Annotated in this window: 19 protein-coding genes; 11 read left to right on the forward strand and 8 right to left on the reverse strand. The window is 68.9% G+C overall.

The annotated features are described in order from the left end of the window. Nucleotides 1–89 precede the first annotated feature (89 nt). Nucleotides 90–2,741 (forward strand): putative bifunctional diguanylate cyclase/phosphodiesterase, encoded by a 2,652-nt coding sequence (locus tag GCU42_RS04955; RefSeq protein WP_114226506.1) that lies wholly within the window; start codon nt 90–92, stop codon nt 2,739–2,741. Between the two features lie 4 nt (nt 2,742–2,745). On the opposite strand, the gene purF is transcribed toward GCU42_RS04955, so the two are convergent. After that, nucleotides 2,746–4,197 carry an amidophosphoribosyltransferase gene (gene purF / locus GCU42_RS04960; protein ID WP_114226507.1) on the reverse strand — a complete coding sequence of 484 codons (1,452 nt, stop codon included), beginning with the start codon at nt 4,195–4,197 and terminating at the stop codon, nt 2,746–2,748. A gap of 133 nt (nt 4,198–4,330) precedes the next feature. Here purF and GCU42_RS04965 point away from each other — a divergent pair, with 133 nt between their 5' ends. From GCU42_RS04965 to GCU42_RS04975, 3 genes are all read left to right on the forward strand, one after another. Next, complete coding sequence (locus GCU42_RS04965) at nt 4,331–4,756, forward strand: hypothetical protein (RefSeq protein ID WP_114226508.1); 426 nt, start codon at nt 4,331–4,333, stop codon at nt 4,754–4,756. 66 nt (nt 4,757–4,822) lie between these two features. Next, nucleotides 4,823–6,619 carry an acyl-CoA dehydrogenase C-terminal domain-containing protein gene (locus GCU42_RS04970; RefSeq protein WP_114226509.1) on the forward strand — a complete coding sequence of 599 codons (1,797 nt, stop codon included), beginning with the start codon at nt 4,823–4,825 and terminating at the stop codon, nt 6,617–6,619. A gap of 11 nt (nt 6,620–6,630) precedes the next feature. Then, nucleotides 6,631–7,335 (forward strand): SDR family NAD(P)-dependent oxidoreductase, encoded by a 705-nt coding sequence (locus GCU42_RS04975; RefSeq protein WP_114226510.1) that lies wholly within the window; start codon nt 6,631–6,633, stop codon nt 7,333–7,335. Here the strand turns inward: GCU42_RS04975 and GCU42_RS04980 are convergent. The 6 genes from GCU42_RS04980 to GCU42_RS05005 all read right to left on the reverse strand — a co-directional run bounded on the left by GCU42_RS04980 (nt 7,332) and on the right by GCU42_RS05005 (nt 15,061). Further along, a complete protein-coding gene (locus GCU42_RS04980; protein WP_114226511.1) occupies nt 7,332–8,489 on the reverse strand; it encodes a serine hydrolase domain-containing protein in 1,158 nt (385 codons plus the stop codon). The genes GCU42_RS04975 and GCU42_RS04980 overlap by 4 nt on opposite strands. Before the next feature lie 2 nt (nt 8,490–8,491). After that, the gene (locus tag GCU42_RS04985) at nt 8,492–9,775 is read right to left on the reverse strand and encodes an SAM-dependent methyltransferase (protein ID WP_114226512.1); all 1,284 of its coding nucleotides are present in this window, start codon (nt 9,773–9,775) and stop codon (nt 8,492–8,494) included. Nucleotides 9,776–9,871: 96 nt separating this feature from the next. Next, the gene (locus tag GCU42_RS04990; protein ID WP_114226513.1) at nt 9,872–11,230 is read right to left on the reverse strand and encodes a cryptochrome/photolyase family protein; all 1,359 of its coding nucleotides are present in this window, start codon (nt 11,228–11,230) and stop codon (nt 9,872–9,874) included. 65 nt (nt 11,231–11,295) lie between these two features. Then, nucleotides 11,296–11,961, reverse strand: coding sequence for a polyamine aminopropyltransferase (locus tag GCU42_RS04995; RefSeq protein ID WP_114226514.1), 666 nt, complete (start codon nt 11,959–11,961; stop codon nt 11,296–11,298). A gap of 24 nt (nt 11,962–11,985) precedes the next feature. Beyond that, nucleotides 11,986–13,005, reverse strand: a complete 1,020-nt coding sequence (locus GCU42_RS05000) for a 2-oxoacid:ferredoxin oxidoreductase subunit beta (protein WP_114226515.1) — start codon at nt 13,003–13,005, stop codon at nt 11,986–11,988. A 73-nt stretch (nt 13,006–13,078) separates the two neighbouring features. After that, entirely contained in the window at nt 13,079–15,061 is a 1,983-nt protein-coding gene (locus GCU42_RS05005; RefSeq protein WP_114226516.1) for a 2-oxoacid:acceptor oxidoreductase subunit alpha, read from the reverse strand. Between the two features lie 215 nt (nt 15,062–15,276). Here GCU42_RS05005 and GCU42_RS05010 point away from each other — a divergent pair, with 215 nt between their 5' ends. Together GCU42_RS05010 and GCU42_RS05015 are read left to right on the forward strand one after the other, a co-directional pair. Beyond that, a complete protein-coding gene (locus GCU42_RS05010) occupies nt 15,277–15,861 on the forward strand; it encodes a PEPxxWA-CTERM sorting domain-containing protein (protein ID WP_114226517.1) in 585 nt (194 codons plus the stop codon). A 113-nt stretch (nt 15,862–15,974) separates the two neighbouring features. Beyond that, the gene (locus tag GCU42_RS05015) at nt 15,975–16,898 is read left to right on the forward strand and encodes an alpha/beta hydrolase (protein ID WP_114226518.1); all 924 of its coding nucleotides are present in this window, start codon (nt 15,975–15,977) and stop codon (nt 16,896–16,898) included. On the opposite strand, the gene GCU42_RS05020 is transcribed toward GCU42_RS05015, so the two are convergent. Then, nucleotides 16,895–17,584 carry a hypothetical protein gene (locus GCU42_RS05020; RefSeq protein ID WP_152569450.1) on the reverse strand — a complete coding sequence of 230 codons (690 nt, stop codon included), beginning with the start codon at nt 17,582–17,584 and terminating at the stop codon, nt 16,895–16,897. The two genes, GCU42_RS05015 and GCU42_RS05020, sit on opposite strands and share 4 nt — an antisense overlap. A 182-nt stretch (nt 17,585–17,766) precedes the next feature. Here GCU42_RS05020 and GCU42_RS05025 point away from each other — a divergent pair, with 182 nt between their 5' ends. From GCU42_RS05025 to GCU42_RS05045, 5 genes are read left to right on the forward strand one after another with little or no spacing between them, the layout of a single operon-like run. Further along, entirely contained in the window at nt 17,767–18,243 is a 477-nt protein-coding gene (locus GCU42_RS05025; protein WP_114227732.1) for an RNA pyrophosphohydrolase, read from the forward strand. Between the two features lie 54 nt (nt 18,244–18,297). Then, a complete protein-coding gene (locus GCU42_RS05030) occupies nt 18,298–19,071 on the forward strand; it encodes a hypothetical protein (RefSeq protein ID WP_114226520.1) in 774 nt (257 codons plus the stop codon). 53 nt (nt 19,072–19,124) lie between these two features. Further along, nucleotides 19,125–20,333 (forward strand): hydrolase, encoded by a 1,209-nt coding sequence (locus tag GCU42_RS05035; RefSeq protein ID WP_114226521.1) that lies wholly within the window; start codon nt 19,125–19,127, stop codon nt 20,331–20,333. After that, nucleotides 20,330–21,346 carry an arginine N-succinyltransferase gene (locus GCU42_RS05040; protein WP_114226522.1) on the forward strand — a complete coding sequence of 339 codons (1,017 nt, stop codon included), beginning with the start codon at nt 20,330–20,332 and terminating at the stop codon, nt 21,344–21,346. The genes GCU42_RS05035 and GCU42_RS05040 overlap by 4 nt, the downstream gene beginning before the upstream one ends. A 2-nt stretch (nt 21,347–21,348) precedes the next feature. Continuing rightward, nucleotides 21,349–22,602: an N-succinylarginine dihydrolase gene (locus GCU42_RS05045; protein ID WP_114226523.1), complete on the forward strand. Its 1,254-nt coding sequence runs from the start codon at nt 21,349–21,351 to the stop codon at nt 22,600–22,602. Nucleotides 22,603–22,662: the final 60 nt, after the last annotated feature.

A 22,662-nucleotide genomic window follows, 5' to 3' on the forward strand; every position in this document is an offset into this window, starting at 1 on the left:
TAGGGTCGTTAACGCCTCGGCCGGTACATCATCCCCGCTCGAGAAAGTGGGGACGAATGCGTCGGCAGCGGCTTGAAGGCGGAGTGGGCATGACGGGGCTACCCCCGCGCACGTCCGTTCGCGAAGCGCTGTTCTTCGACGTCGCGCCGACCGAATCGGCCGGCGACGGCATCCTCGCCACGCGCCGGGTCCGCACCTTCAGCAACGGCCCGATGCTGCTCGCCGCCAGCCACGCCGTGGTCGGCATCACCGTGCTTTGCTACGGCCTGTCGGGCTCGTCGTGGCGCGGCATCTTCTCGGCTGTGCTTCCGCTCCTCCTGGCGATGCTGCTCGACGGGGCGATGGGCCTGTTCCTCGCGCAGTTCCGCCGGCTCAATTTCGCGCCGCACAGCGTCGGTCGGATCACCATGGCCTATCTCGCCGGCTCGGGTGTCCTGTGGATGCTGTTCGCCGGCGCCGCCTCGCGCTTCGAAGGGCTAGACCAGGCGAGCTTCCTGCCGCTGGTGCTCGGCGCCGGCCTCACCATGCGCTCGCTGGTCAGCTTCGGTTCGCCCCCGCTGTCGATCGTCAACGCGCTGGTCGCCACTTTCGGCGCCTTCCTCTTTTCGGGCAGCACCGAGGTCACCGCGACCATCGGTGCGCTCAGCCTGCTGACCGTCGGCTATAGCGTCGCGGTCACCCGGCTGATGCTCGCCAATGCCCGCCGCCGCCTCCAGCTCGACCATCTCGCCCAGAAGGCGCTCCACTTCGTCGAGGAGTTCGAGGCCTCGGGCCGCGGCTGGTTCTGGGAGACCAACTCGGCCGGCACCCTGTCCTACGTCTCGCAGCAGCTCGCCGACGACTTCAAGACGACCCCCAGCGCGTTGCTCGGCCGCCAGTTCACCGACCTCCTCTCGGTCGACATGGAGAAGGGCGAGGAGATGCGCGACGAGCGCACGCTCGGCTTCCACCTGTCGGCGCGCTTCCCCTTCTCCGACGTGGTGGTCCGCCCGGCCAGCGACCCCAACGTCCACTGGTCGCTGTCGGGCAACCCGATCTTCGACGACAATGGCCGTTTCCTCGGCTTTCGCGGCATTGGCACCGACCTCACCGAGCAGCGCCGTTCGGAGCAGGAGATCAGCCGCCTCGCCCGCTACGACAGCCTGACCAGCCTGCCCAACCGGCCGATGATGCGCCAGACGCTCGACGAGGCACTGCGCAACGCCGCCCGCCGCCAGCGCGCCTGCTCACTGTTCCTGATCGACCTCGACCGCTTCAAGAACGTCAACGACACGCTTGGCCATCCCGCCGGCGACGCCCTACTCAAGCAGGTCGCCCAGCGGCTGACCGCGGTGCTCGGCGATCACGGCAAGGTCGGGCGGCTTGGCGGCGACGAGTTCAAGGCCGTCCTTCCCGGCGCCGCCGAAGTCGGCCTGATCGAGAACCTCGCCCGCACCCTCATCAGCGAAGTCTCGCGCCCCTACGACATCGATGGCCATCGGGTGACCATCGGCGCCAGCGTCGGCATCGCCATCGGCGACCCCGGCCGCGCCTGCGCCGACTCGATGATCCGCAACGCCGACCTGGCGCTCTACGCCGCCAAGGCCGCCGGGCGCGGCAAGCATTGCTTCTACGAACCCTCGATGCACTCCGAGGCGACCGACCGCCAAATGCTCGAGAACGAGCTCCGCCTCGCGCTCGACCGCAACGAACTTAGCGTCGCTTACCAGCCGATCATCCGCGTCGCCGGCGAGGAAGTCGCCGGCTTCGAGGCGCTGGTCCGCTGGTCGCATCCGATCCGCGGCTCGATCTCGCCCGCCAAGTTCATCCCGCTCGCCGAGGAATGCGGGATGATCGGGCCGATCGGCGCGTGGGTCCTGCGCACCGCCATTGCCGAGGCCACCAACTGGCCCGAGAACGTCCGCATCGCGATCAACCTCTCGCCGATCCAGTTCAACGATCCGCAGATCGTCGAGACCGTCGCCGAGGCGCTGCGCGACACCGGCTGTGCCCCGAACCGGGTCGAGCTCGAGATCACCGAAGGCGTGTTCCTCGCCGACAGCGACGCCACCGAAGAGACATTCGCTAGGCTGAAGCGACTCGGCGTCCGCCTGGTGCTCGATGATTTCGGCACCGGCTACTCCTCGCTCGGCTATCTGCGCCACGCGCCGTTCGACAAGATCAAGATCGACCAGAGCTTTGTCCGCGGCGCCGCCAGCGTGTCGAGCCGCAACGCCGCGCTGATCCGCGCGATCGTGACGCTCGCCGAAAGCCTGCAGATGGAAACCGTCGCCGAGGGCGTCGAGACCCACGACGACCTCGCCCTGATCCGCGAGCTCGGAGTCGCCCAGGTCCAGGGCTATATCTTCGGCCGCCCGACCGACGGTGAGGGCGCCAGCCGGCTCGCCAAGGCTGCGGCGGTCGAGGCCGACGGCCACCAGTTCATCCGCCAGCCGCGGCAGCGGCTGATGCGCCGCGCGATCACCGCCATCCAAGGCCAGGTCCGCGAGGTCCGCCTGCGCAACATCTCCTCGACCGGGGCGCTGGTCGAGTGCCCGATCCCGGTCACCCCGGGGATGCAGATCGCGCTCGACATCGTTGGCGTCGGCCCGGTCGGCGGAATCGTCCGCTGGGCCTCCAAGGACCGCTTCGGGCTCCAGTTCGACGGCGACTTCGACCTCGCCAGGCTCGCCCCCAAGCCGATCAAGCGCAACGACGTCACGGTGCTCCGCCCGTGGTACGTCGACCAGGCGGCGAGCTGAGCGCTTAACGCGAGGCGACCACCCGCAGGCTGGCGGCGCCCGTTTCCTTTTCGGTGAGATCGGTCAGCCGGGTCGGATAATCGCCGGTGAAGCAGGCATCGCAGCGCTGCGGCTGGGCCGGATCGCGCGCGTCGCCCAGCGCCCGGTAGAGCCCGTCGATGCTGATGAACGCCAGGCTGTCGGCATTGATGTATTTCGCCATCGCCGCGACATCCATCTGCGCCGCGAGCAGCTTGGCCCGCTCGGGCGTGTCGACCCCGTAGAAGCAGCTGTGGCGCGTCGGCGGCGAGGCAATCCTGAGGTGGACTTCGGCCGCGCCGGCGTCGCGCATCATCTGCACGATCTTGACGCTGGTGGTGCCGCGCACGATCGAATCGTCGATCAGCACGATGCGCTTGCCGCGGATCAGCGCCGAATTGGCATTGTGCTTCAGCTTGACGCCGAGGTGACGGACTTCCTGGCTCGGCTGGATGAAGGTCCGTCCGACATAGTGCGAACGGATGATGCCGAGCTCGAACGGCACGCCAGACGCCTGGCTGTAGCCGATCGCCGCGGGCACCCCGCTGTCGGGGACCGGCACGACGATGTCGGCCTCGACCGGCGCCTCTTCGGACAGGACCGCGCCGATGTTCTTGCGCGCCTCATAGACCGAGACGCCGTCGGCGACGCTGTCGGGCCGGCTGAAATAGACATGCTCGAAGATGCACGGCCGCGGCGACTGCGCGGCGAACGGACGGAAGCTCCGCACCCCCTCGCCGTTGACCAGCACCATCTCGCCCGGCTGGACGTCGCGCTCATAATGCGCGCCGATGACATCGAGCGCGACCGTCTCGCTGGCGAAGATCACCGAATCGCCGATCCGCCCCATCACCAGCGGCCGGATGCCAAGCGGGTCGCGCACCGCGATCAGCCCCTGCTCGGTCAGCATCAGCAGCGAGTAAGCGCCCTCGACCTGGTTCAAGGCATCGACGATCCGGTCGAGCGGCTGCGTTTCCTGCGAAGTGGCGACGAGGTGGATGATGACCTCGGTGTCCGAGGTCGACTGGAAGATCGAGCCGCGCCGGTTGAGCGTCCGCCTGAGCTTCATCGCGTTGGAGATGTTGCCGTTGTGGGCGACCGCGAAGCCGCCCTCGGCCAGCTCGGCGAACAGCGGCTGGACGTTACGCATGGCCGAGCTGCCGGTGGTCGAATAGCGCACGTGCCCGATCGCGGTCCGGCCCGGCAATGCGCGAATCACCTCGTCGCGGTCGAAGTTGCCGGCGACATGGCCGGCCGCGCGGTGCGAATGGAAATTGGACCCATCGAGGCTGCTGATCCCGGCCGCCTCCTGCCCGCGGTGCTGGAGGGCGTGGAGCCCCAGCGCGACGAAGCTCGCCGCCGCCTCGGCATTCCAGATGCCGAAGATGCCGCACTCTTCCTTGAGCTTGTCGTCATCGAACGGGTTGGTCGAGAGCATCGCCTGATCGCCTGTCGGTGAGGAGAGCCGCGAATATAGGGGCGCCGGCCGCGCTTGTCGCCCCTCCCTGACCGCCCTCGCGCCACCGCTCGGCGCTTGAACAAGCGAAGCCCGCCTGCCACCTCCTTCAGCCATGCCGGCCAGCGCTTCCCGCTTCATAACCCTCGCGCTGATCGCCGGCGCCCTCGCCGCCTGCCGCCAGCAGCCCTCCCCCACCAACAACGTCGCCGCCACCCCGGCACCGGTGCTGAGCTTCGCCGGCACCGGCCGCGATCGCCTGTGCCTCGCCGGCAACCGCGCCGCCTTCATCACCTACGCCGCCGCCGGCGACCATAATTGCAGCGTCCGCGGCACGCTCGCCGGCGCCACCCTCACCGCCGACGGCGACGCGCAGTGCCAAGTCACCGTGACCCGCACCGGCGACTCGATACGGCTCGGCCCGATCGCGCCGAACTGCGCTTATTATTGCGCCGCCCCGGCCAGCTTCGCGGGCAAGACCTTCACCCGCACGCCGAAGCCCGAACCGGTCACCGACCTCGCCGGCGATCCGCTTTGCTGACATTATTGTTGATTAGCTGAGGCCCAACCCCCTAGACCCCGTCCAGACCTTCATCGGAGACGCCCCATGCCCGTCTACACCGCCCCCGTCCGCGATACCCGCTACCTCCTCGACCACATCGTCGAGATGCACAACTACGGCAATCTGCCGGGCTTCGAGGACGCCACGCCGGACATGGTCGAGGCGATCCTTGGCGAAGGTGCGCGCTTCTGCGAGGAAGTGCTGACCCCCCTCAATCGCGTCGGCGACGAGGTCGGCTGCAAGCGCAACGACGACGGCACCGTCACCACCCCGCCGGGCTTCAAGGACGCCTACAAGCAATTCTGCGAGCTGGGCTTCACCTCGCTCTCCGCCCCGGCCGAGTTCGGCGGCCAGAACCTGCCCCACGTCCTCGCCACCGCGATGAGCGAATACATCCTCTCGGCCAACCAGAGCTTCGAGATGTATAATGGCCTGACCCAGGGCGCGATCGCCGCGCTGCTGGTCAAGGGCAGTCCTGAACAGCAGCAGACCTATCTGCCCAAGATGGTCGGGGGCACCTGGACCGGCACCATGAACCTGACCGAGCCGCATTGCGGCACCGACCTCGGCCTCATCAAGACCAAGGCCGAGCCGCAGGCCGACGGCAGCTACAGGATCTCGGGCACCAAGATCTTCATCTCGTCGGGCGAGCACGACATGTCCGACAACATCATCCACCTGGTGCTCGCCAAGATCACCGGCGCGCCCGACAATGTGAAGGGCATCTCGCTGTTCATCGTGCCCAAGTTCCTCGTCAAGGAGGACGGCAGCCCGGGTGAGCGCAACGCGCTCGGCTGCGGCTCGATCGAGCACAAGATGGGCATCCACGGCAATTCGACCTGCGTCATGAACTATGACGGCGCGACCGGCTGGCTGGTGGGCGAGCCCGAGAAGGGCCTCGCCGCCATGTTCATCATGATGAACGCCGCCCGCCTCGGCGTCGGCCTGCAGGGCCTCGCCCAGGGCGAGGTCGCCTATCAGAACGCCGTCGCCTACGCGAAGGATCGCCGCCAGGGCCGCGCGCTCCGCCCCGATCAGCGCGATCCCGACGCCAAGGCCGACACATTGTTCGTCCACCCCGACGTCCGCCGCATGCTGCTCGAGGCCAAGGCGTTCAACGAGGCGGCGCGTGCACTCGTCCTGTGGGGCTCGCTCCAGGTCGATCTGAGCCGCAAGGCCGCGACCGAAGAGGACCGCCAGTCGGCCGACGACCTGATCAGCCTGCTGACCCCGGTCATCAAGGGCTACCTCACCGACAAGGGGTTCGAGGCCGCGGTCAACATGCAGCAGGTGTTCGGCGGCCACGGCTACGTCCGCGAATGGGGGATGGAGCAGTTCGTCCGCGACGCCCGCATCGCCCAGATCTACGAGGGCACCAACGGTGTCCAGGCGATGGATCTCGTCGGCCGCAAGCTCGGCAAGGATGGCGGCCGCGCCGTCCAGGCTTTCTTCCGCACCGTCGGCGCCGACATTGCCGACACCAAGGCGAACGGCGACCCGGCCGGCGTCGCCGCCCCGCTCGAGCAGGCGCTCCAGCACCTCCAGGCGTCGACCATGTGGCTTGCCCAGCACGGCATGGCCGATCCCAACAACGCCGGCGCCGGCGCGGTGCCCTACATGCACCTGATGGGGCTGGTGACCTTGGGCTGGATGTGGCTCAAGATGGCCAAGGTCAGCGCCCGGCTCGAAAACGAAGCAGGCGAAGATGCCACCTTCCACCAGACCAAGCTCGCCACCGCGCGCTTTTACGCGCAGCGCGAGCTGCCCAAAGCGAGCGCCTATCGCGGCCAGATCGAGGCGGGCGCCGAAACCATCATGGCATTGCCGGTCGAGGCGTTCTAAGCGCCTCGCCCATGACTGATCTCAAGGACAAGCTCGCGCTGGTCACCGGCGCGAGCCGCGGCATCGGCGCGGCCTCGGCGGAGGCGCTCGCCCGAGCCGGCGCGCACGTCATCCTCGTCGCCCGCAACGGCAAGGCGATGGAGGATGTCGAGGAACGCATCCATGCGGCCGGCGGCTCGGCGACCATCGCCCCATTGGACCTCACCGACGCCGACGGCATCGCCAAGCTGTCGGCCGCGGTCGCCGAGCGCTGGGGCAAGCTCGACCTGCTGATGCTCAACGCGGGCATGCTCGGCAGCCTGTCGCCGGTGCAGGACATCGACCCCAAGGAATATACCCGGATCCTCAATTTGAACCTGGTCGCCAACCTTGCGCTGATCAACGCCTTCGATCCGCTGCTCAAGCGCTCGGACAAGGCGGAAGTCATCGCCGTCACCAGCTCGGTCGGTGCCAGGCCCCGTGCCTTCTGGGGCGCCTACGGCTCGTCCAAGGCCGCGCTCGAAAGCCTGCTCGGCGCCTACGCCGACGAGACCGCCTACACCGGCAGGCTCCGCGTCACGATCCTCGACCCCGGCGCCACCCGCACCCGCATGCGCAGCCTCGCTTTCCCGGGCGAGGAGCCCGAGAGCGTCAAGCCGCCCGAAGCCGTCGCCGATCGGCTAATCGCCTTGCTCGGCGAGGAACGCGAGACCGGCGCGAAGGTCCGGGTCGACTAGCGGCTCGCCGCCTCGGCCAGCCGGTGGAAGAACGCCTGCCGGTCGGCCGCCATCTTGTCGTCGACCGCCTTGGGCCACGCCGCCACCGCTGCGATCACCACGTGCCGCGCGGGGTCCATCCAGATCTGCTGGCCGAAGATGCCGCTGGCGCGATAGCCGCCCGGCTGCACCCACCAGAAATAGCCGTAGCCCCACCCCGGCTGCTGCGGGAAGGGCACGTGAATGCGGGTCGCATCGGCCACCCACCCCGGCGCCAGCAGCCCGTGCCCCTGCTCGAGCTGAAGCTGCCCGATCCGGGCATAGTCGCGCAGCCGCATCGACACGCAGCAGCCGGCAATCTCGCGGCCATGCTCGTCGACCTGCCAAAAAGCGTCGGCCTCCATTCCGTAGGGCCGCCACACCCTGACCGACGCGTAGCGGCTGATCGGCATCCCCACCGCGCGGCTGAGGATCGTGCCCGCCAGATTGGTTTCGCCGGTGTTGTAGTTGAACTTGGTCCCCGGCGCCGCCGCCCGCCCGAGCGTCTTCATGTAGGCAACGATGACGTCCTCGTTCGCCGCCACCGGCCGCGAGAACATCTGCGCGACGTCGCTCTTCGGGTCCGAATAATTCTCGTTCCACTTGGCGCCCGACGACATGGTCAGCACCTGCCGCACCGTCACCCCGTCATAGGCGCTGCCCCGCATCTCGGGGATGAAGCGGGTGACCTGATCGTCGAGGCTGAGCTTGCCGTCCTTCACCGCCGCCCCGAACAGCGTCGAGGTCAGCGACTTCGCCACCGAGAAGGTCGTCCACCTTCCTGCCGGCCCGAACCCGCGCGCATAGCGCTCGAGCCGGACCTTGCCGTCCTGAAGCACGATCAACCCGGCGATGTTCTGCTCGGCGAGGTAGCGGTCGACCTCCGCAGCCGGCACCGCCAGCGGCCGCCCCCGCGGCAGCACGCGGACCTTGCCCCCGGCCTTGATCGTCACCGTCGGGAACAGCTGCTCCATCCGGCGGAAATTGGCGTCGCGCTGCGCCTGGCTCCAGAACAGCACCTCGGCGCCCGCCTGGCGCAGCCGCGCGCTGGTTGCGGCGTCGACCGGCCTGGGCTGCTGCGCCGCCGCGGTCCCGGCCAGCACCAACGTCGCCGCCGCCATCAGCTTCCAGCGCATCCTCAAGCCCCCTTGACCATGGTCACCTGCGCGACGTCGATTCCGCGCCCGCGGAACCCGCCTTCGCAATACATCAGATAATATCGCCACAGCCGGTGGAAGCGCTCGTCGAACCCGGCGAGCGTCCCCGCCGCCACTGCCGCGTCATAGCGCTCGCGCCACAGCCGCAGCGTCTCGGCATAATCGAGCCCGAAGCCGTCGCGCGCGCTCCAGCCAAGCCCACGCGCCGCCGCCAGCGCCGCGAAGCGCGGCTCGTCGAGCAGCATCCCGCCCGGGAAGATGTAGGTCTGGATGAAGTCCGCGCTCGCCGCATAGCGCTCGAACAGTTCGGGCCGGATGGCGATATACTGGAGCGCTGCCCTCCCGCCCGGCCGCAACGCCCCGGCGATGGCGTCGAGATAGGCCGGCCACCAGCGCTGCCCGACCGCCTCGACCATCTCGACCGAGGCGACCGCGTCATACTGCCCGCGATGCTCGCGATAATCCTCGAGCCGGATGGTGATGCGCTCGGCCAGCCCCGCCGCCGCGATCTTCTGCTCGGCCCACGCCTTCTGCTCGGTCGACAGTGTCAGCCCGGTGACGAGGGCCCCGCGCTTCGCCGCCGCCATCGCCAGCGCCCCCCACCCGCAGCCGATTTCGAGCAGCCGGTCTCCCGGCTTGAGCGCGAGCCGGTCGAGCAGCAGCGCAATCTTGCGCTCCTGCGCCTGCTCGAGCGTCTCCTCACGCTCGTCCCGAGCGGAGGCCGCAGGCCGCAGTCGAGGGGCGAACCGCGCCGCCGAATAGGTCATGCTCGGATCGAGCCACGCCGCGTAGAAGTCGTTGCCGAGATCGTAATGCGCCGCGATGTTTTCGCGCGCCTGCGCCACGGCATTGTCGCGCCACTGGTGCGCCAGCCAGTTCAATAGCCGGAACGGCCCCTTTGCCCGCGCCGCCCCGCCGAGGCTGGCGGCGTTGAGCATGAACAGTTCGAACAGCGGCACCGGGTCGGGCGAGGACCATTCGCCCTTCTCCCACGCCTTGTACCAGCCGACGCTTCCCGACGTCGCCAGCCGGACCAGCGCGAGCCAGCTATGCAGCCGCACCACCGGCTCGGGACCCGGCGCGTGGAAGCCGACCCGCCGCTCCGCGCCACCCGGCAGCGTCGCATGGATGCCGCCTTGAAGCAGTCGCCGGTCGAGCTGGTCGACCACCGTGGCGAAGGCCGGCGCGACCAGCCGCCCAAGCAGCCCGCCGCCGGTCGCGAAGGTCCGATCCGCGTTCAAGAGATGCGCGCCGCGCGAAGCCATCCGCCGTCATTGCGAGGAGCGCAGCGACGAAGCAATCCAGTTTCGCAGCGCTCGAGGAAACAAGATGGATTGCTTCGCTACGCTCGCAATGACGAGCTAGCGGCTCGTCCGTTTGCGAAAAGCCTCGAGCGCCCGCTCGCGCGCTTCCTTGTGCCCGATCAGCGGCTCGGGATAGTCCGCGGGCGCGACCCCGCGCCCGTGCGGATCGTGGATGTCGGCGTCCGACAGCTTCGCGAGCTCGGGCACCCAGCGCCGGATATAGTCGGCCGCGTCGAACTTCGCCGACTGGGTCAGCGGCGCCATCACCCGGTAGAAGGGCTGGCTGTCGAAGCCGGTGCCCGCGCTCCACTGCCAGTTCTGGCTGTTGTTGGCGTAATCGGCGTCGACCAGCGTGTCCCAAAACCATTGCTCGCCCCGCCACCACGGCAGCAGCAGATGCTTGATCAAGAAGCTCGACGTCACCAGCCGCGCGCGGTTGTGCATCCAGCCCATCGTCCACAGCTGGCGCATCCCGGCGTCGACCAAAGGATAGCCCGTCCGCCCCCGCGTCCAGGCGACGAAGTCGGCGTCGGCGCGCTTGCCCTCGCGGTAATGGACCCCGCTCGGCCGCTGCTCCTTCTCGCCCACTTTGGGATCGCCCAGTATCACCGCGCGCGAGAAATCCCGCCAGGCGAGCTCGCGCGCGAACTTGTCGCTGCGGACCTCGTGGACCGCCTGCCACACCCGCCGCGGGCTGACCTCGCCCCAGTGAAGGTGCGGCGACAGCCGCGAGGTCGCGTCCTCGCTCGGGTGATCGCGTAGCTTGCCATAGTCGCCGACATGACCCGCGAACGCCCGCAGCCGCTTGCGCGCGCCTCTCTCGCCGGGCTCCCACACGTCGAACCCGCCCGCCCAGTCGGGCTTGGTCGGCAGCAGCTTCCAGCTGCCCAGCGCCTCGCTGTGCGGCAGCCTGGCGGGCGCATCGAACCGGCGCGGCGCGGCGACCGGCGCGGCTGGCGGCAGCGTCTGCGCCAGCGCGCGATAGAAGGGCCCATAGATCTTGAACCGCCCGCCCGCGCCGGTGCGCAGATCGTCGGGATCGTGCAGCACGTCGCCCTCGTGGAGCGTCAGCCGCTCACCCAGCGCCTCTTCGGCTGCCCGCCACCATGGCTCGTAATGCCGCACCGCGTGGATCGCCTCGGCGCCAAGCTGGTCGGCGACCTCGGCCACCACCTTGGCCGCCCGACCCCGCCGCAGGATCAGCGCCCCGCCCTTGGCCTCGATCTCCTCGTTGAGCGCGGCCAGGCTGTGGTGCAGCCACCAGCGCTGCGCCCCGCCGATCTTCCACGCGCCGGGGGTTTCATCGTCGAGCACGAACAGCGCCACCACCGGCCCGGCCTCGGCCGCTGCGGCGAAGGCGGGCTGGTCGTCGAGCCGAAGGTCCTGGCGCAGCCAGACGAGATGTGGAGCGGTCATGCTGCCTTCAACGACGAACCCGCGCACCAGAGCCATGCGGCCCTTGGTCCACCCTACGCCCCCGCTCAGCGCGGGCGGGCGAACCAGATGTGGTGGCGCGGCCCCTTGCCGTTGCTGCGCGCGCGAACGACCTTTTCCTCGATGGCGAAGCCGGCGGCGGCGAGCGTCTTGCTGAACTTCGCGTCGGACGACGCCGACCAGATCGCCAGCAATCCCTTGGGCTTGAGCGCGCGCCTCGCGACCGCCAGCCCGCCCGGCTCGTACAGCCACTGGTTCTGCGCGCGGACCAGCGCGTCGGGACCGTTGTCGACGTCGAGCAGGATCGCGTCCCACCCGCCCTTGGCAATCTCGTCGGTGACGTCGCCCATCGCCACGGTCACCCGCGGGTCGTCGAGCCCGCCGGCGGTCAGCGCCGCCATCGGCCCCCGCGCCCAGTCGATGATCTCGGGCACCAGCTCGGCCACCGTTACGTCGGCGTCGCCGGGCAGCTTCGACAGCGCCGCGCGCAGGGTGAAGCCCATGCCATAGCCGCCGATCAGCCAGCGCTGCCCGGGCCGTGGGCCCAGCCGGTCGGCGGTCAGCGTCGCCAGCGCGACCTCCGAGCCCGATTGGCGGCTGCTCATCAGCTCCTCGCGCTCGAGCAGGATCATGTGATCCTCGCCGCGGCGATAGAGCCGCATCTCGGGACCGTTGGGGATTTGCGCTGACGCGACAAGCGTGCGGGGGATCACAGCGACCGCCCCCGCCGGGACAGATTATTCAGCGCGCGGTTCCTTATCCACCATCCAGCTCTGGCCCTTGCTGACCAGCGCCTGGAGGTCGGGCTTCTTGCCCGCGGCCGCGGTGCGATTCTGCTCGATCACCGCCTCGGCGAAGGTCGGCGCGGGATCGTCGTAGAGCACGCCGAGCGCGACCGGGAAGCTGTGCGTCGGCAGCTCGACCAGCATGTGCGCGAGCGAGCGGTTCTTGGGATCGTGCACCAGCACCGCCGGATCGTCCCCGGCCACCACCTTGAGCGTGAGGGTCTCGGCGTCGAGCGCCAGCCCCTTGGCCCCGCCGGCGAACAGCATCTTCTCGCCGGCCTTGAGCCACAGCTGCATGTCGTTTGCGACCTCGCGCGCGGTGAAGGGCGCGAACACGTCGTCATTATAGACCACGCAATTCTGGAAAATCTCGACGAACGCCGCGCCGCGGTGGGCGTGCGCCGCCTTGAGCACGTCGGGCAAGTTCTTGTTGACGTCGATCCCGCGCGCCACAAACCGCGCCCCGGCGCCAAGCGCAAAGGCGCACGGCCGCGCCGGCCGGTCGACCGAGCCGAACGGGGTCGACGGGCTGCGCGTGCCGATCTGGCTGGTCGGCGAATATTGGCCCTTGGTCAGCCCGTAGATTTCGTTGTTGAATAACAGGATCTGGCAATCGAGGTTGCGGCGCAGCACGTGCATCGTGTGATTGCCGCCGATGCTCAGCGCATCGCCGTCGCCGGTGATGATCCACACATCCAGCTCGGGATTGGCGAGCTTGATCCCCGTCGCCACCGCCGGCGCCCGGCCGTGGATCGTATGGAAGCCGTAAGTCTCCATGTAATAAGGAAAGCGGCTCGAGCAGCCGATGCCGGAGACGAACACCGTCTTCTCGCGCGCGATGCCGAGGTCGGGCATCGTCCGCTGCACCGCCTTGAGCACCGCATAGTCGCCGCAGCCCGGACACCAACGCACTTCCTGGTCGCTCGCCCAGTCCTTGGCGGTGGTCTTTTCGAGGGGAGTGAGTTCGTTCATCGCACCAGCAACCAATAGAGCAGGAACAGCACCGCGATCAGCATCGCGATCAAGGGGACGGGGTTGATCGGCCTCATGCCCCCTCCTCGCGGACCAGCCGGCCGTCGTCGTGCCCGCTGTCGGGGGTCGGCAGCTGGCCCGCGTCGGGGCGGAGATTGGCGGGCGTGGTCCCGCCGAGCGCGTCGAGGATCGCGGCCTCGATCTCGGCGATCTGGAACGGCTGGCCCGACACCTTGGTCAGCGAGCGCGCGTCGACCAGATACTGGTCGCGCAGCACGGTCTTGAGCTGACCCGCATTCATCTCCGGCACGATGATCCGCCCGAACCCCTTGAGCAGCTCACCGAGGTTGCGCGGCAGCGGCCAGATGTGGCGCAGGTGGACGTGGGCGACGTCGTGGCCCTTGGCCCTCAACCGCCGCACCGCCTGGTGGATCGGCCCGAAGGTCGAACCCCAGCCGACCACCGCTAGCGCGGCCCCGGCCTGGCCCAGGCAAACCTCCTGCTCGGGAATGTCGTCGGCGATGCCGAGCACCTTCTGGTGCCGCTGGCGGGTCATCTCGGCATGCGCGGCGGGAGAATAATCGAGGTCGCCGGTGCCGGGGTTTTTCTCAATCCCGCCAATCCGATGGGTGAGACCGGGCGTCCCCGGCCGGATCCACGGCCGCGCCAGCTTGGCGTCGCGCGCATAGGGCAGCAATTTGCCCTCGGCGTTGCGCGGCGTCTCGGCGCCCGCGAACGTCACCGGGAACGGCGCGAAGCCGCTCATGTCGGGCACCTTCCACGGCTCGGCGGCATTGGCGATATAGCCGTCGGTCAGCAGCATGACCGGCGTCATGTAATGGACCGCGATCCGGCACGCCTCGATCGCGCATTCGAACGCGTCGGCGGGCGAGCGCGCGGCGATCACCGGCAGCGGCGCATCGCCGTTGCGGCCATAGACCGCCTGGTAGAGGTCCGACTGCTCGGTCTTGGTCGGCAGCCCGGTCGACGGCCCGCCGCGCTGCGAGTTGACGATCACCAGCGGCAGCTCGGTCATGAACGCCAGCCCCATCGCCTCGGTCTTGAGCGCGATTCCCGGCCCCGACGACGAGGTCACCCCCAGGCTTCCGGCATAGGACGCGCCGATCGCCGCGCAGATCGCCGCGATCTCGTCCTCCGCCTGGAAGGTGGTGATGTCATATTCCTTGAGGCGGCTGAGGTGGTGCAGCAGCGGCGAGGCTGGGGTGATCGGATAGGAGCCGAAGAACATCGGCAATTCGGCCAGTTGCGCCCCCGCGACCAGCCCGAGCCCGAGCGCTTCGGCCCCGGTCACCGTCCGGTAGAGCCCCGGCTCGGCCGGTGCGGCGGCGATGTGCCGCGGCTTGACCGCTGCGCCCATCTCGACCGTCTCGCCATAGGCGTGGCCGGCGTTCAGCGCCGCGATATTGGCTTCGGCGAGCTGAGGCGCCTTGGCGAACTTGGTCTTGAGCCAGTCGACGATCGGCTCGCGGCTGCGGTCGAACATCCACAGCGCCAGCCCCAGCGTCCACATGTTCTTGCAACGCAGCGCTTCCTTGTTGCCAAGGCCGAACGGCTTCACCGCGTCCATCGTCAGCTGGCTGATGTTGAACTTGACCAGCTGCCACTTCGCCAGGCTGTCGTCCTCGAGCGGATTGGCGTCATAGCCCGCCTTGGCGAGGTTGCGCTGCGAGAACTCGCCCTCGTCGGCAATGATCAGCCCGCCCTCGCGCAGCGCGCCGACGTTGGTCTTGAGCGCCGCCGGGTTCATCGCCACCAGCACGTCGGGCTGGTCGCCCGCGGTCTCGATTGCGGTCGAGCCGAAATTGATCTGGAAGGCCGACACCCCGAACGTCGTCCCCTGCGGTGCACGGATTTCGGCGGGGAAGTCGGGAAAAGTGGCGAGGTCGTTGCCGGCCAGCGCGGTCGACAGCGTGAACTGTCCGCCGGTTAGCTGCATGCCGTCGCCGCTGTCGCCGGCGAACCGGACGACCACCGCCTCCTGGGGCAGGTCGGCGTGGGCTTCTTCGGGAGTGAGCAAATGAGAGGCCGAGGCCATCCGTTCGTCCTGTGGAGAGTGGTTCGCCCCCGTCCTTAGGACTCCGCGCCGTCACGCGCCAGACACTTGCGCGACCCAGCCGGGTGCCGATGCCGATCCCACGCCATGTTCCGATCCGGGACGCCTGACGATCATTAAAGAGGTGAATCTGATTTTGATTAATGGCAAGTAAACAGCACTCGTTGAGATGAGTCGTTTTGAATAGGGGTATCGTCATGAAAATTGCTGGCCTGTTGCTCGCCGCCTCGGCGCTATTCGCCGTTCCTACCGCCGCCAATGCGACCGTCGTTTTCGACGTCGTCAACGGGGTGAGCTCGACCCAGGCGATCGCCTTCACCGCCGGTTCGGCGAGCACCGCGGTGACCCTCTCCGGCTATGACGTCCCCAGCTTCTCGAGCTTCACCAACATCTATCTCTATGCCGCGGGCAGCACCACCAACCTGCTCGGCACCCACTTCTCCTTCACCCCGGCGGCCTGCGGTTCACTGGCCAACGAGTTTGGCGGCAGCACGACCGGCACCAACAACCTCAGCTTCGGCGGCACCTGCACGGGCTCGTACGATTCGTTCGCGCAGACCATCGCGACGATCGCCGGCGCGTCCTACACGCTCGGCTTCAATGCCAACTTCTCGGGCGGCGGAGAAAGCGCTGGCAACGCCGGCCTGCGCGCCGACGTCTCGAACGCCGTCGCCGCGGTGCCGGAGCCGGGCACCTGGGCGCTGATGATCCTGGGTTTCGGGGCGGTCGGTTATGGCATGCGCCGGCGTCGCGCGACGACGACGAGCGTCGCCTTCGCCTGAGCGCGCCAGCGCCGACTGAGGAAAAGGCCCCGCGGCAGTCCATGCCGCGGGGCCTTTTTCACTGGTGGCGAGGAGCCGCTGGCCCTGCCCGCGCAGCGCGCTACACTGGCCCGATGACCGAACCCTTCGTCCGCCCCGATGTCCGCGCCTTTCTCGAGATGCTCAACGGCCTGAACGGCCCCAAGAGCCACGAGGTCGGCCCCGAGCAGGCGCGCGGGATGATGCACGCTTCGCGCAAGCTGTTCGACCAGGAGGTCGGCGACCTCGCCGTGATCCGCGACCTTTCCGGCGGCCCCTGCCCGATGCGGCTGTTCGACGCCCGCGCCGAACGCGGACCCGGGCCAGTCATGGTCTTCTACCACGGCGGCGGCTTCGTCCTCGGCGACCTCGACACCCACGCCTCGGCCTGCGCCGAGATCGCACGGCTCAGCGACCTTGCCGTCGTCAGCGTCGACTATCGGCTCGCGCCCGAGCATCCCTTCCCCGCCGGCGTCGAGGACTCGCTCGCCGCCACCCGCTGGGTCGCCTCCAACCCGCCCGAGCTCGGCCGCGAGGCAACCGGCCTCATCCCCTGCGGCGACAGCGCTGGTGGCAATTTTGCGATCGTGGTGACGCTCGCGCTGCGCGACCGCCCCGCCGCCGTCCCCGTCCTCGCGCAATGGCCGATCTACCCCGCCGCCAACCCGACCGAGGGCTATCCCAGCTTCACCGATTTCGGCGAGGGCTATCTTCTCACCCGCGACGGCATGGACTGGTTCGACCGCTGCTATGCGCCCGACCGCGCCGACTGGCGCTACGACCCGCTCCATCAGGACCAAAGCGGGATGCCGCCGACCCTCGTCGTCACTGCCAGCCTCGATCCCATCCGCGACCAGGGCCGCGCCTACGCCGCCGCCTGCGCCGAGGCCGGCGTGTCGGTGGTTTATCTCGAGGCCGAGGGCACCATCCACGGCTTTCTCAACCTGAGGAAAGCGCTGCCCAGCGCGCAGACGGACCTCGAGCGCTGCATCGCGCACCTCAAGCTGCTGCTCGCCTAGGCGGCGACCCGCGCCGCCCCGCCCGGCTGGAGCGCCCGCAGCCGCGCCACCGCATAGTCGTGCAGCGCAAGATCGCAGCGGTTCATCGCCAGGATCGCCTCCGAAAGGTCGGGCAGCGGCGCCTGTCCCGCTTCGCCCGGCGTCACATTGTCGCGCGGGATGGTGGCGATCCCGAACCGCTCGCCGAACCACGCCAGCGACCGCGCCGGCTCTTCGCAGACATAGAAGCAGGGCATGGTGTCGATCAGCCCCACCGCCGCCGCCATGTCGATCGCGGGGTCGAGCCGCCACGGCGAGCCGGTCAGCTGCCGCGCGTGCTGGTTCTCGGTATAGACCCGCACCCGCGGATCGTCGGTCGTCACGAATTCCTCGAAGCTGCGCTCGCGCGCGAACCGCACCGCATGATAGCGCGGGTGCTCGAGTTCCGGCGCGGCGATCGGGACCGCACGGAAATAGCGATAGAGCGAGCCGATCCGCGCCACCGGATGGCGGAAGTTCGTCACCGCCGCATGGCCGTCGGCAACGGTTCGAAACACGTCCACCCCAACATGCCCCGCGTAGCAGCGATAGCCGCGCGCGAAGTGGTAATTGCCGCCGTTGCGGATGTGATCGATCGTATCGTTCTCGATGACCGGACACCGTTCCGCCGGCTCGAACAAACCCTGGAGTGCGGCCCGCAGCGACAAGCCGCCGGCCTTAGGAAGATGGAATAAGAACAAGCCGGTCAAGCAACCCCCAACAGCAAGATACGCAGCCGAGCCTTGTCACTGTGACGCAAACAAATCGTTATGCCCAGTGTCGGCCACATTACATTGGCGCCATTTCAGGCGCTTGCGTGCGGGGGCTGCGCTCTGCATTGGCGGACGGCATGGGACAGGACGCAAAATACCGCCGCGGCGTCGGCGTTATGCTGCTCAATGCCGACCGCCAGGTCTGGGTCGGGCGGCGGATCGATAACACCGACGAGGCGTGGCAGATGCCGCAGGGCGGGATCGATCCGGGCGAGCAGCCGTGGGCGACAGCGCTGCGCGAGCTCGAGGAGGAGACCGGCATCCCGCCCCACCTCGTCGAGCGGATCGCCGACCATCCCGAGCGTCTCCGCTACGACCTCCCCAAGGAGCTGCGATCCTCGCTGTGGGGCGGCAAGTGGCGCGGGCAGGAGCAGGACTGGTTCCTCTGCCGCTTCCTCGGCCGCCAGTCGGACGTGAACATCGCCACCAAGCATCCCGAGTTCTGCGACTGGAAGTGGGTCCCCGCCCACGCGCTCCCCGACCTCATCGTCCCCTTCAAGCGCGACCTCTACCGCCAGCTCATCGATCATTGGGCGAATTTTCTCGGCGACTGAGCCGGATTGCCAGGCTGGCGAATGGCGGTAAGCTCCCGTTCGGGGGAAATTGCGATGCTATTGCGCCGCCTGGTCGTTGGACTGAAGCAACAGCATTGGCTGTCGATCACGATCGAGCTGGTGATCGTGATCATCGGCGTGTTCATCGCCAATCTCGTGACCGGCTGGAACGAGGAGCGCGCGCAGCGCGAACAGACCCGGCGCATGCTCGACCAGCTCCGCCCCGAAGTCGCCAACGAACTGACCTTCTTCAAGACCGCGCGTAATTATTACGCGAACGCGCGGCGCTATTCTTTTCAGGCGCTTGCTGGCTGGCAGGGGGATCACACTCTCACCGACGAGCAGTTCGCGATCGCCGCCTACCAGGCCAGCCAGATCTACGGGATCGGCATCAATCCGCAGAATTGGTCGCTGACCTTTGGCGGCAACCAGCTGCGCGACATCGACAATCCCCGTCTGCGCCAGACGCTGGCGACGGTACTGGTTGCCGATTACGAGCCGGTCGGATTCAACTCGGTCGCGTCGCCCTACCGCGAGCATGTGCGGCTCGTCATCCCCGCCGACGTCCAGGACGACATCCGGCAACGGTGCGGCGACCGCACGGTCACCCTCGCCAGCGGATTTCAATATGTCGCGCTGCCGCCGACCTGCCCTTTGCACCTGCCGCCAGATCGGGCCGCTGCAACGGCGGCTGCGCTCCGAGCGCATCCGGAGCTCGCCGGGGAATTGAACGGTCATCTCGCTGCGGTAGCGAACTACCTTGCCAACGCCGATGGGCTGGAAGCCAATCTGCGCGCGTTCAAGAAGGAACTTGACGCGCATCCCTGACCGTCGCGCCCGCCGGTGTGGCGTTCGCGCGCGCGGCTCGCTAGGAGCCGGCCATGGGGGAGCTTACCGCAACCGAACAGGCGCTGGTCGAGCGAGCGGCCGCGGCCCCGATGCTCGCACAGGTCGAGCGCTGGGCTGCGATCAACAGCGGCTCGGCCAATCTCGCCGGCCTTAAGGACATGGCCGGCGTTCTTGCCGACGCCTTCGCCGCGTTCCCGGGTGAGCTGCGGCTCGCCGAACCGACGCCGGTCACCGCAGTCGATTCATCGGGCGCCGAGCGCACCGTCGGCCACGGCCACCACCTCCACCTCGCCGTCCGCCCCTCGGCCCCGGTCCAGTTGCTCTTCACCGGCCACATGGACACCGTCTACCCGGCCGATCACCCCTTCAAGCAGCTCCACTGGCGCGAAGACGGTGTCCTCAACGGCCCCGGCGTCGCCGATATGAAGGGCGGCCTCGCGGTGATGCTCGCGGCATTGCAGGCGATCGAGACAAGCCCGCTTGGCCCCACGGTCGGCTATGAGGTCGTCATCAACAGTGACGAGGAAGTCGGCTCGCCCGCCTCCGCCGCGCTGCTCGCCGCCGCCGCTGCGAACAAGCGCGCCGCGCTGACCTACGAGCCCTCGGCGCTGCCCGACGGCACCCTCGCCGGCGCCCGCCCGGGCAGCGGCAACTTCAGCTTCGTCGTCACCGGCCGCTCCGCCCACGCCGGCCGCAACCCGCAGGACGGCCGCAACGCCGTGGTCGCCGCCGCCGACCTCGCGCTCCGCCTCACCGCGCTGATCGAGCCCGGCCTCACCGTAAACGTCGCCCGGATGGACGGCGGCGGCCCCAACAATGTCGTGCCCGAGCGCGCCGTCCTTCGCGTTAACCTGCGCCCGGCGACCCCCGAGCTGCAGGCCAAGGCCGACGCCGCCATCGCCGCCGCGGTCCGCGAGGTCGCCGCCGCGCACGATCTTGCCATCCACCGCCACGGCGGCTTCGGCCGCCCGCCCAAGCCGATGACCCCCGCGCTCGAGGCGCTGTTCGGCCTCGTCGCAAAGGCGGGCGCCGACCTCGATCAGCCGATCCGCTGGCAGCCCTCGGGCGGGGTATGCGACGGCAACAACATCGCCGCCTGCGGCGTGCCCGTGGTCGACACCATGGGCGTTCGCGGCGGTGCGATCCATTCGCCGGAGGAATATCTGATTGTGGCTTCGCTGGCCGAGCGCGCGGCGCTGTCGGCCCTGACCATCGCCCGCCTCGCCGGAGAGGCCGCATGACCTTCCGCGTCCGCGCCGCTCGCCCCGCCGACTTCGACGCCATCTACGAGATGGCCAAGCTGACCGGCGGCGGCTTCACCAACCTCCCCGCCGACAAGGGGACTCTGGTCCACAAGCTCGCCCGCTCCGAAGACGCGTTCGAGCGGACTGCCGAGGAGCAAGGCAACGACTGCTACATCTTCGTCCTCGAGGATCCGCAGGCCAAGATCATCCGCGGCACCTGCCAGGTGTTCGGCCAGGTCGGCTCGACTCAGGCCTTTTATTCCTACCACCTCTCGACCCTCACCCAATGGTCGCCCGAACTCGGCAAGACCTTCCGCAACCAGCAATTGAGCCTGACCACCGACCTCGAAGGGTCGAGCGAGGTCGGCGGGCTGTTCCTCCACCCCGGCATGCGCGCCGGCGGGCTCGGCCTCCTGCTCGCGCGCAGTCGCTACCTGTTCATCAAGCAGCATCGCGCGCGCTTCGGCGACCGCGTGCTGGCCGAGCTTCGCGGCGTCATGGACGAAGCCGGCAACTCGCCCTTCTGGGACGCGCTCGCCGGCCGCTTCTTCGACATGAGCTTCCCCGAGGCCGACGCCTTCAACGCGGTCCACGGCACCCACTTCATCGCCGAGCTGATGCCCAAGTCGCCGATCTACGTTTCGCTGCTCCCCGACAGCGCGCGGGCGGTGATGGGCCTTCCCCACCCGACCGGCCGCGCCGCGCTGCGGATGCTCGAGGGCGAGGGGTTCGAATTCGAGCGCTACATCGACATCTTCGACGGCGGCCCGACCGTCACCTGCCGCACCGACCAGATCCGCACCGTCCGCGAGTCGGTCGAAGAGAAGGTTGTCGCGATCGTCACGGGGGGTACCACCAAGGTGCTGCTCGCCACCGGTCGCCTCAAGCAGTTCCGCGCCTGCCTCGGCCAGGTCGGTCGCGGCGACGACGGCGGCTTGCAGCTCAGCCCCGAGACCGCCGCGCTGCTCGAGGTCGAGGTCGGCGACACCGTGCTGGTCGCGGGCCGCTGACGATGGCGCTCGTCGAGATCAACTTCGACGGCATCGTCGGGCCCAGCCACAATTATGCGGGGCTGAGCTTCGGCAACCTCGCCGCGATGCGCAACATGGGTGCGCCGAGCCGGCCCCGCGCCGCCGCGCTGCAGGGCCTCGCCAAAATGCGCGCCAATCTCGCGCTCGGCCTCACCCAAGGCCTGTTCGTCCCCCCACCGCGCCCCGCCCGGTCCTGGCTCGCCGAGCTCGGCACCACGCCCGAGGAAGCCGACCTCGCGCTGCTCGCCAACGCCATGTCGGCAAGCGCGATGTGGGCCGCCAACGCCGCCACCGTCTCCCCCGCCCCGGACACCGCCGACGGCCGCACCCACCTCACCGTCGCCAATCTGAAGTCGATGCCGCACCGCAGCCACGAATGGCCCGCGACGCTGGCGCAGCTCCGCTTGGCCTTCGCCGACGAGAGCCACTTCGCGGTCCACGCCCCCGTCCCCCCCGCCTTCGGCGACGAGGGCGCCGCCAACCACATGCGGCTGACCGAGCGCCACGGGCAGCCGGGGCTCGAACTGTTCGTCTACGGCGTCAGCGGCGGCGCCTTCCCCGCCCGCCAGCATCTCGAGGCCAGCCGGGCGGTCGCCCGCCTCCACGCCCTCGACCCCGACCGCACCCTGTTCGTCGAGCAGTCCGCCGAAGCGATCGCCGCAGGCGCTTTCCACAACGACGTCGTCGCGGTCGCCAACGAGCGCGTGCTGTTCGCCCACGAGACTGCCTTCGCCGACCGCGACGGCCTCCTCGACCAGCTCGGCACACGCTTTCCCGCGCTCGAATATGTCGAGGTCCCCGCCGCCGAGGTCAGCCTCGACGATGCCATTCGCTCCTACCTGTTCAACGCCCAGCTGGTGACCCCGCCCGACGGCCAGCCGACGCTGATCGTTCCCTCCGAGGCGCGCGACACGCCGAGCGTCTGGGCCTGGCTCCAGCGCCACCTTGCCGGCAATGGCGCGATCCGCCGGGTCGAGGTGGTCGACGTGCGCGAATCGATGGCCAATGGCGGCGGCCCCGCCTGCCTGCGGCTGCGCGTCGTCGCCGACCCCGCGACGGTCGATCCGCGCTTCCTCGTCGACGACGCCAAGCTCGACCGCCTCGCCGAGGTCGTCGCCGCCCACTGGCCCGAGGAGATCGCCCCCGCCGACCTCGGCGAGCCGACGCTGAGCGCCGAGGTCGAGCGCGCCCGGACCGCGCTGCTCGCGGCGCTCGACCTTACCCAGCTCGCCTGAGCCAAAAGTTCCCTCGCATCCCTGTCGGAATAACTGACAGTGTCTCATTATGGTTAACGC

Source organism: Sphingomonas ginsengisoli An et al. 2013 (genome assembly GCF_009363895.1).
In the GTDB taxonomy this organism is placed as follows: Bacteria; Pseudomonadota; Alphaproteobacteria; order Sphingomonadales; family Sphingomonadaceae; genus Sphingomicrobium; species Sphingomicrobium ginsengisoli.

Coding starts and splice junctions, on each gene's coding strand:
- GCU42_RS05010 (WP_114226517.1), top strand. CDS start 15,277: ATGAAAATTGCTGGCCTGTTGCTCGCCGCCTCGGCGCTATTCGCCGTT.
- purF (WP_114226507.1), bottom strand. CDS start 4,197: ATGCTCTCGACCAACCCGTTCGATGACGACAAGCTCAAGGAAGAGTGC.
- GCU42_RS04970 (WP_114226509.1), top strand. CDS start 4,823: ATGCCCGTCTACACCGCCCCCGTCCGCGATACCCGCTACCTCCTCGAC.
- GCU42_RS05025 (WP_114227732.1), top strand. CDS start 17,767: ATGGGACAGGACGCAAAATACCGCCGCGGCGTCGGCGTTATGCTGCTC.
- GCU42_RS04975 (WP_114226510.1), top strand. CDS start 6,631: ATGACTGATCTCAAGGACAAGCTCGCGCTGGTCACCGGCGCGAGCCGC.
- GCU42_RS04965 (WP_114226508.1), top strand. CDS start 4,331: ATGCCGGCCAGCGCTTCCCGCTTCATAACCCTCGCGCTGATCGCCGGC.
- GCU42_RS05005 (WP_114226516.1), bottom strand. CDS start 15,061: ATGGCCTCGGCCTCTCATTTGCTCACTCCCGAAGAAGCCCACGCCGAC.
- GCU42_RS05040 (WP_114226522.1), top strand. CDS start 20,330: ATGACCTTCCGCGTCCGCGCCGCTCGCCCCGCCGACTTCGACGCCATC.
- GCU42_RS05035 (WP_114226521.1), top strand. CDS start 19,125: ATGGGGGAGCTTACCGCAACCGAACAGGCGCTGGTCGAGCGAGCGGCC.
- GCU42_RS04990 (WP_114226513.1), bottom strand. CDS start 11,230: ATGACCGCTCCACATCTCGTCTGGCTGCGCCAGGACCTTCGGCTCGAC.
- GCU42_RS05030 (WP_114226520.1), top strand. CDS start 18,298: ATGCTATTGCGCCGCCTGGTCGTTGGACTGAAGCAACAGCATTGGCTG.
- GCU42_RS04955 (WP_114226506.1), top strand. CDS start 90: ATGACGGGGCTACCCCCGCGCACGTCCGTTCGCGAAGCGCTGTTCTTC.
- GCU42_RS05045 (WP_114226523.1), top strand. CDS start 21,349: ATGGCGCTCGTCGAGATCAACTTCGACGGCATCGTCGGGCCCAGCCAC.
- GCU42_RS04985 (WP_114226512.1), bottom strand. CDS start 9,775: ATGGCTTCGCGCGGCGCGCATCTCTTGAACGCGGATCGGACCTTCGCG.
- GCU42_RS05015 (WP_114226518.1), top strand. CDS start 15,975: ATGACCGAACCCTTCGTCCGCCCCGATGTCCGCGCCTTTCTCGAGATG.
- GCU42_RS04980 (WP_114226511.1), bottom strand. CDS start 8,489: ATGCGCTGGAAGCTGATGGCGGCGGCGACGTTGGTGCTGGCCGGGACC.
- GCU42_RS05000 (WP_114226515.1), bottom strand. CDS start 13,005: ATGAACGAACTCACTCCCCTCGAAAAGACCACCGCCAAGGACTGGGCG.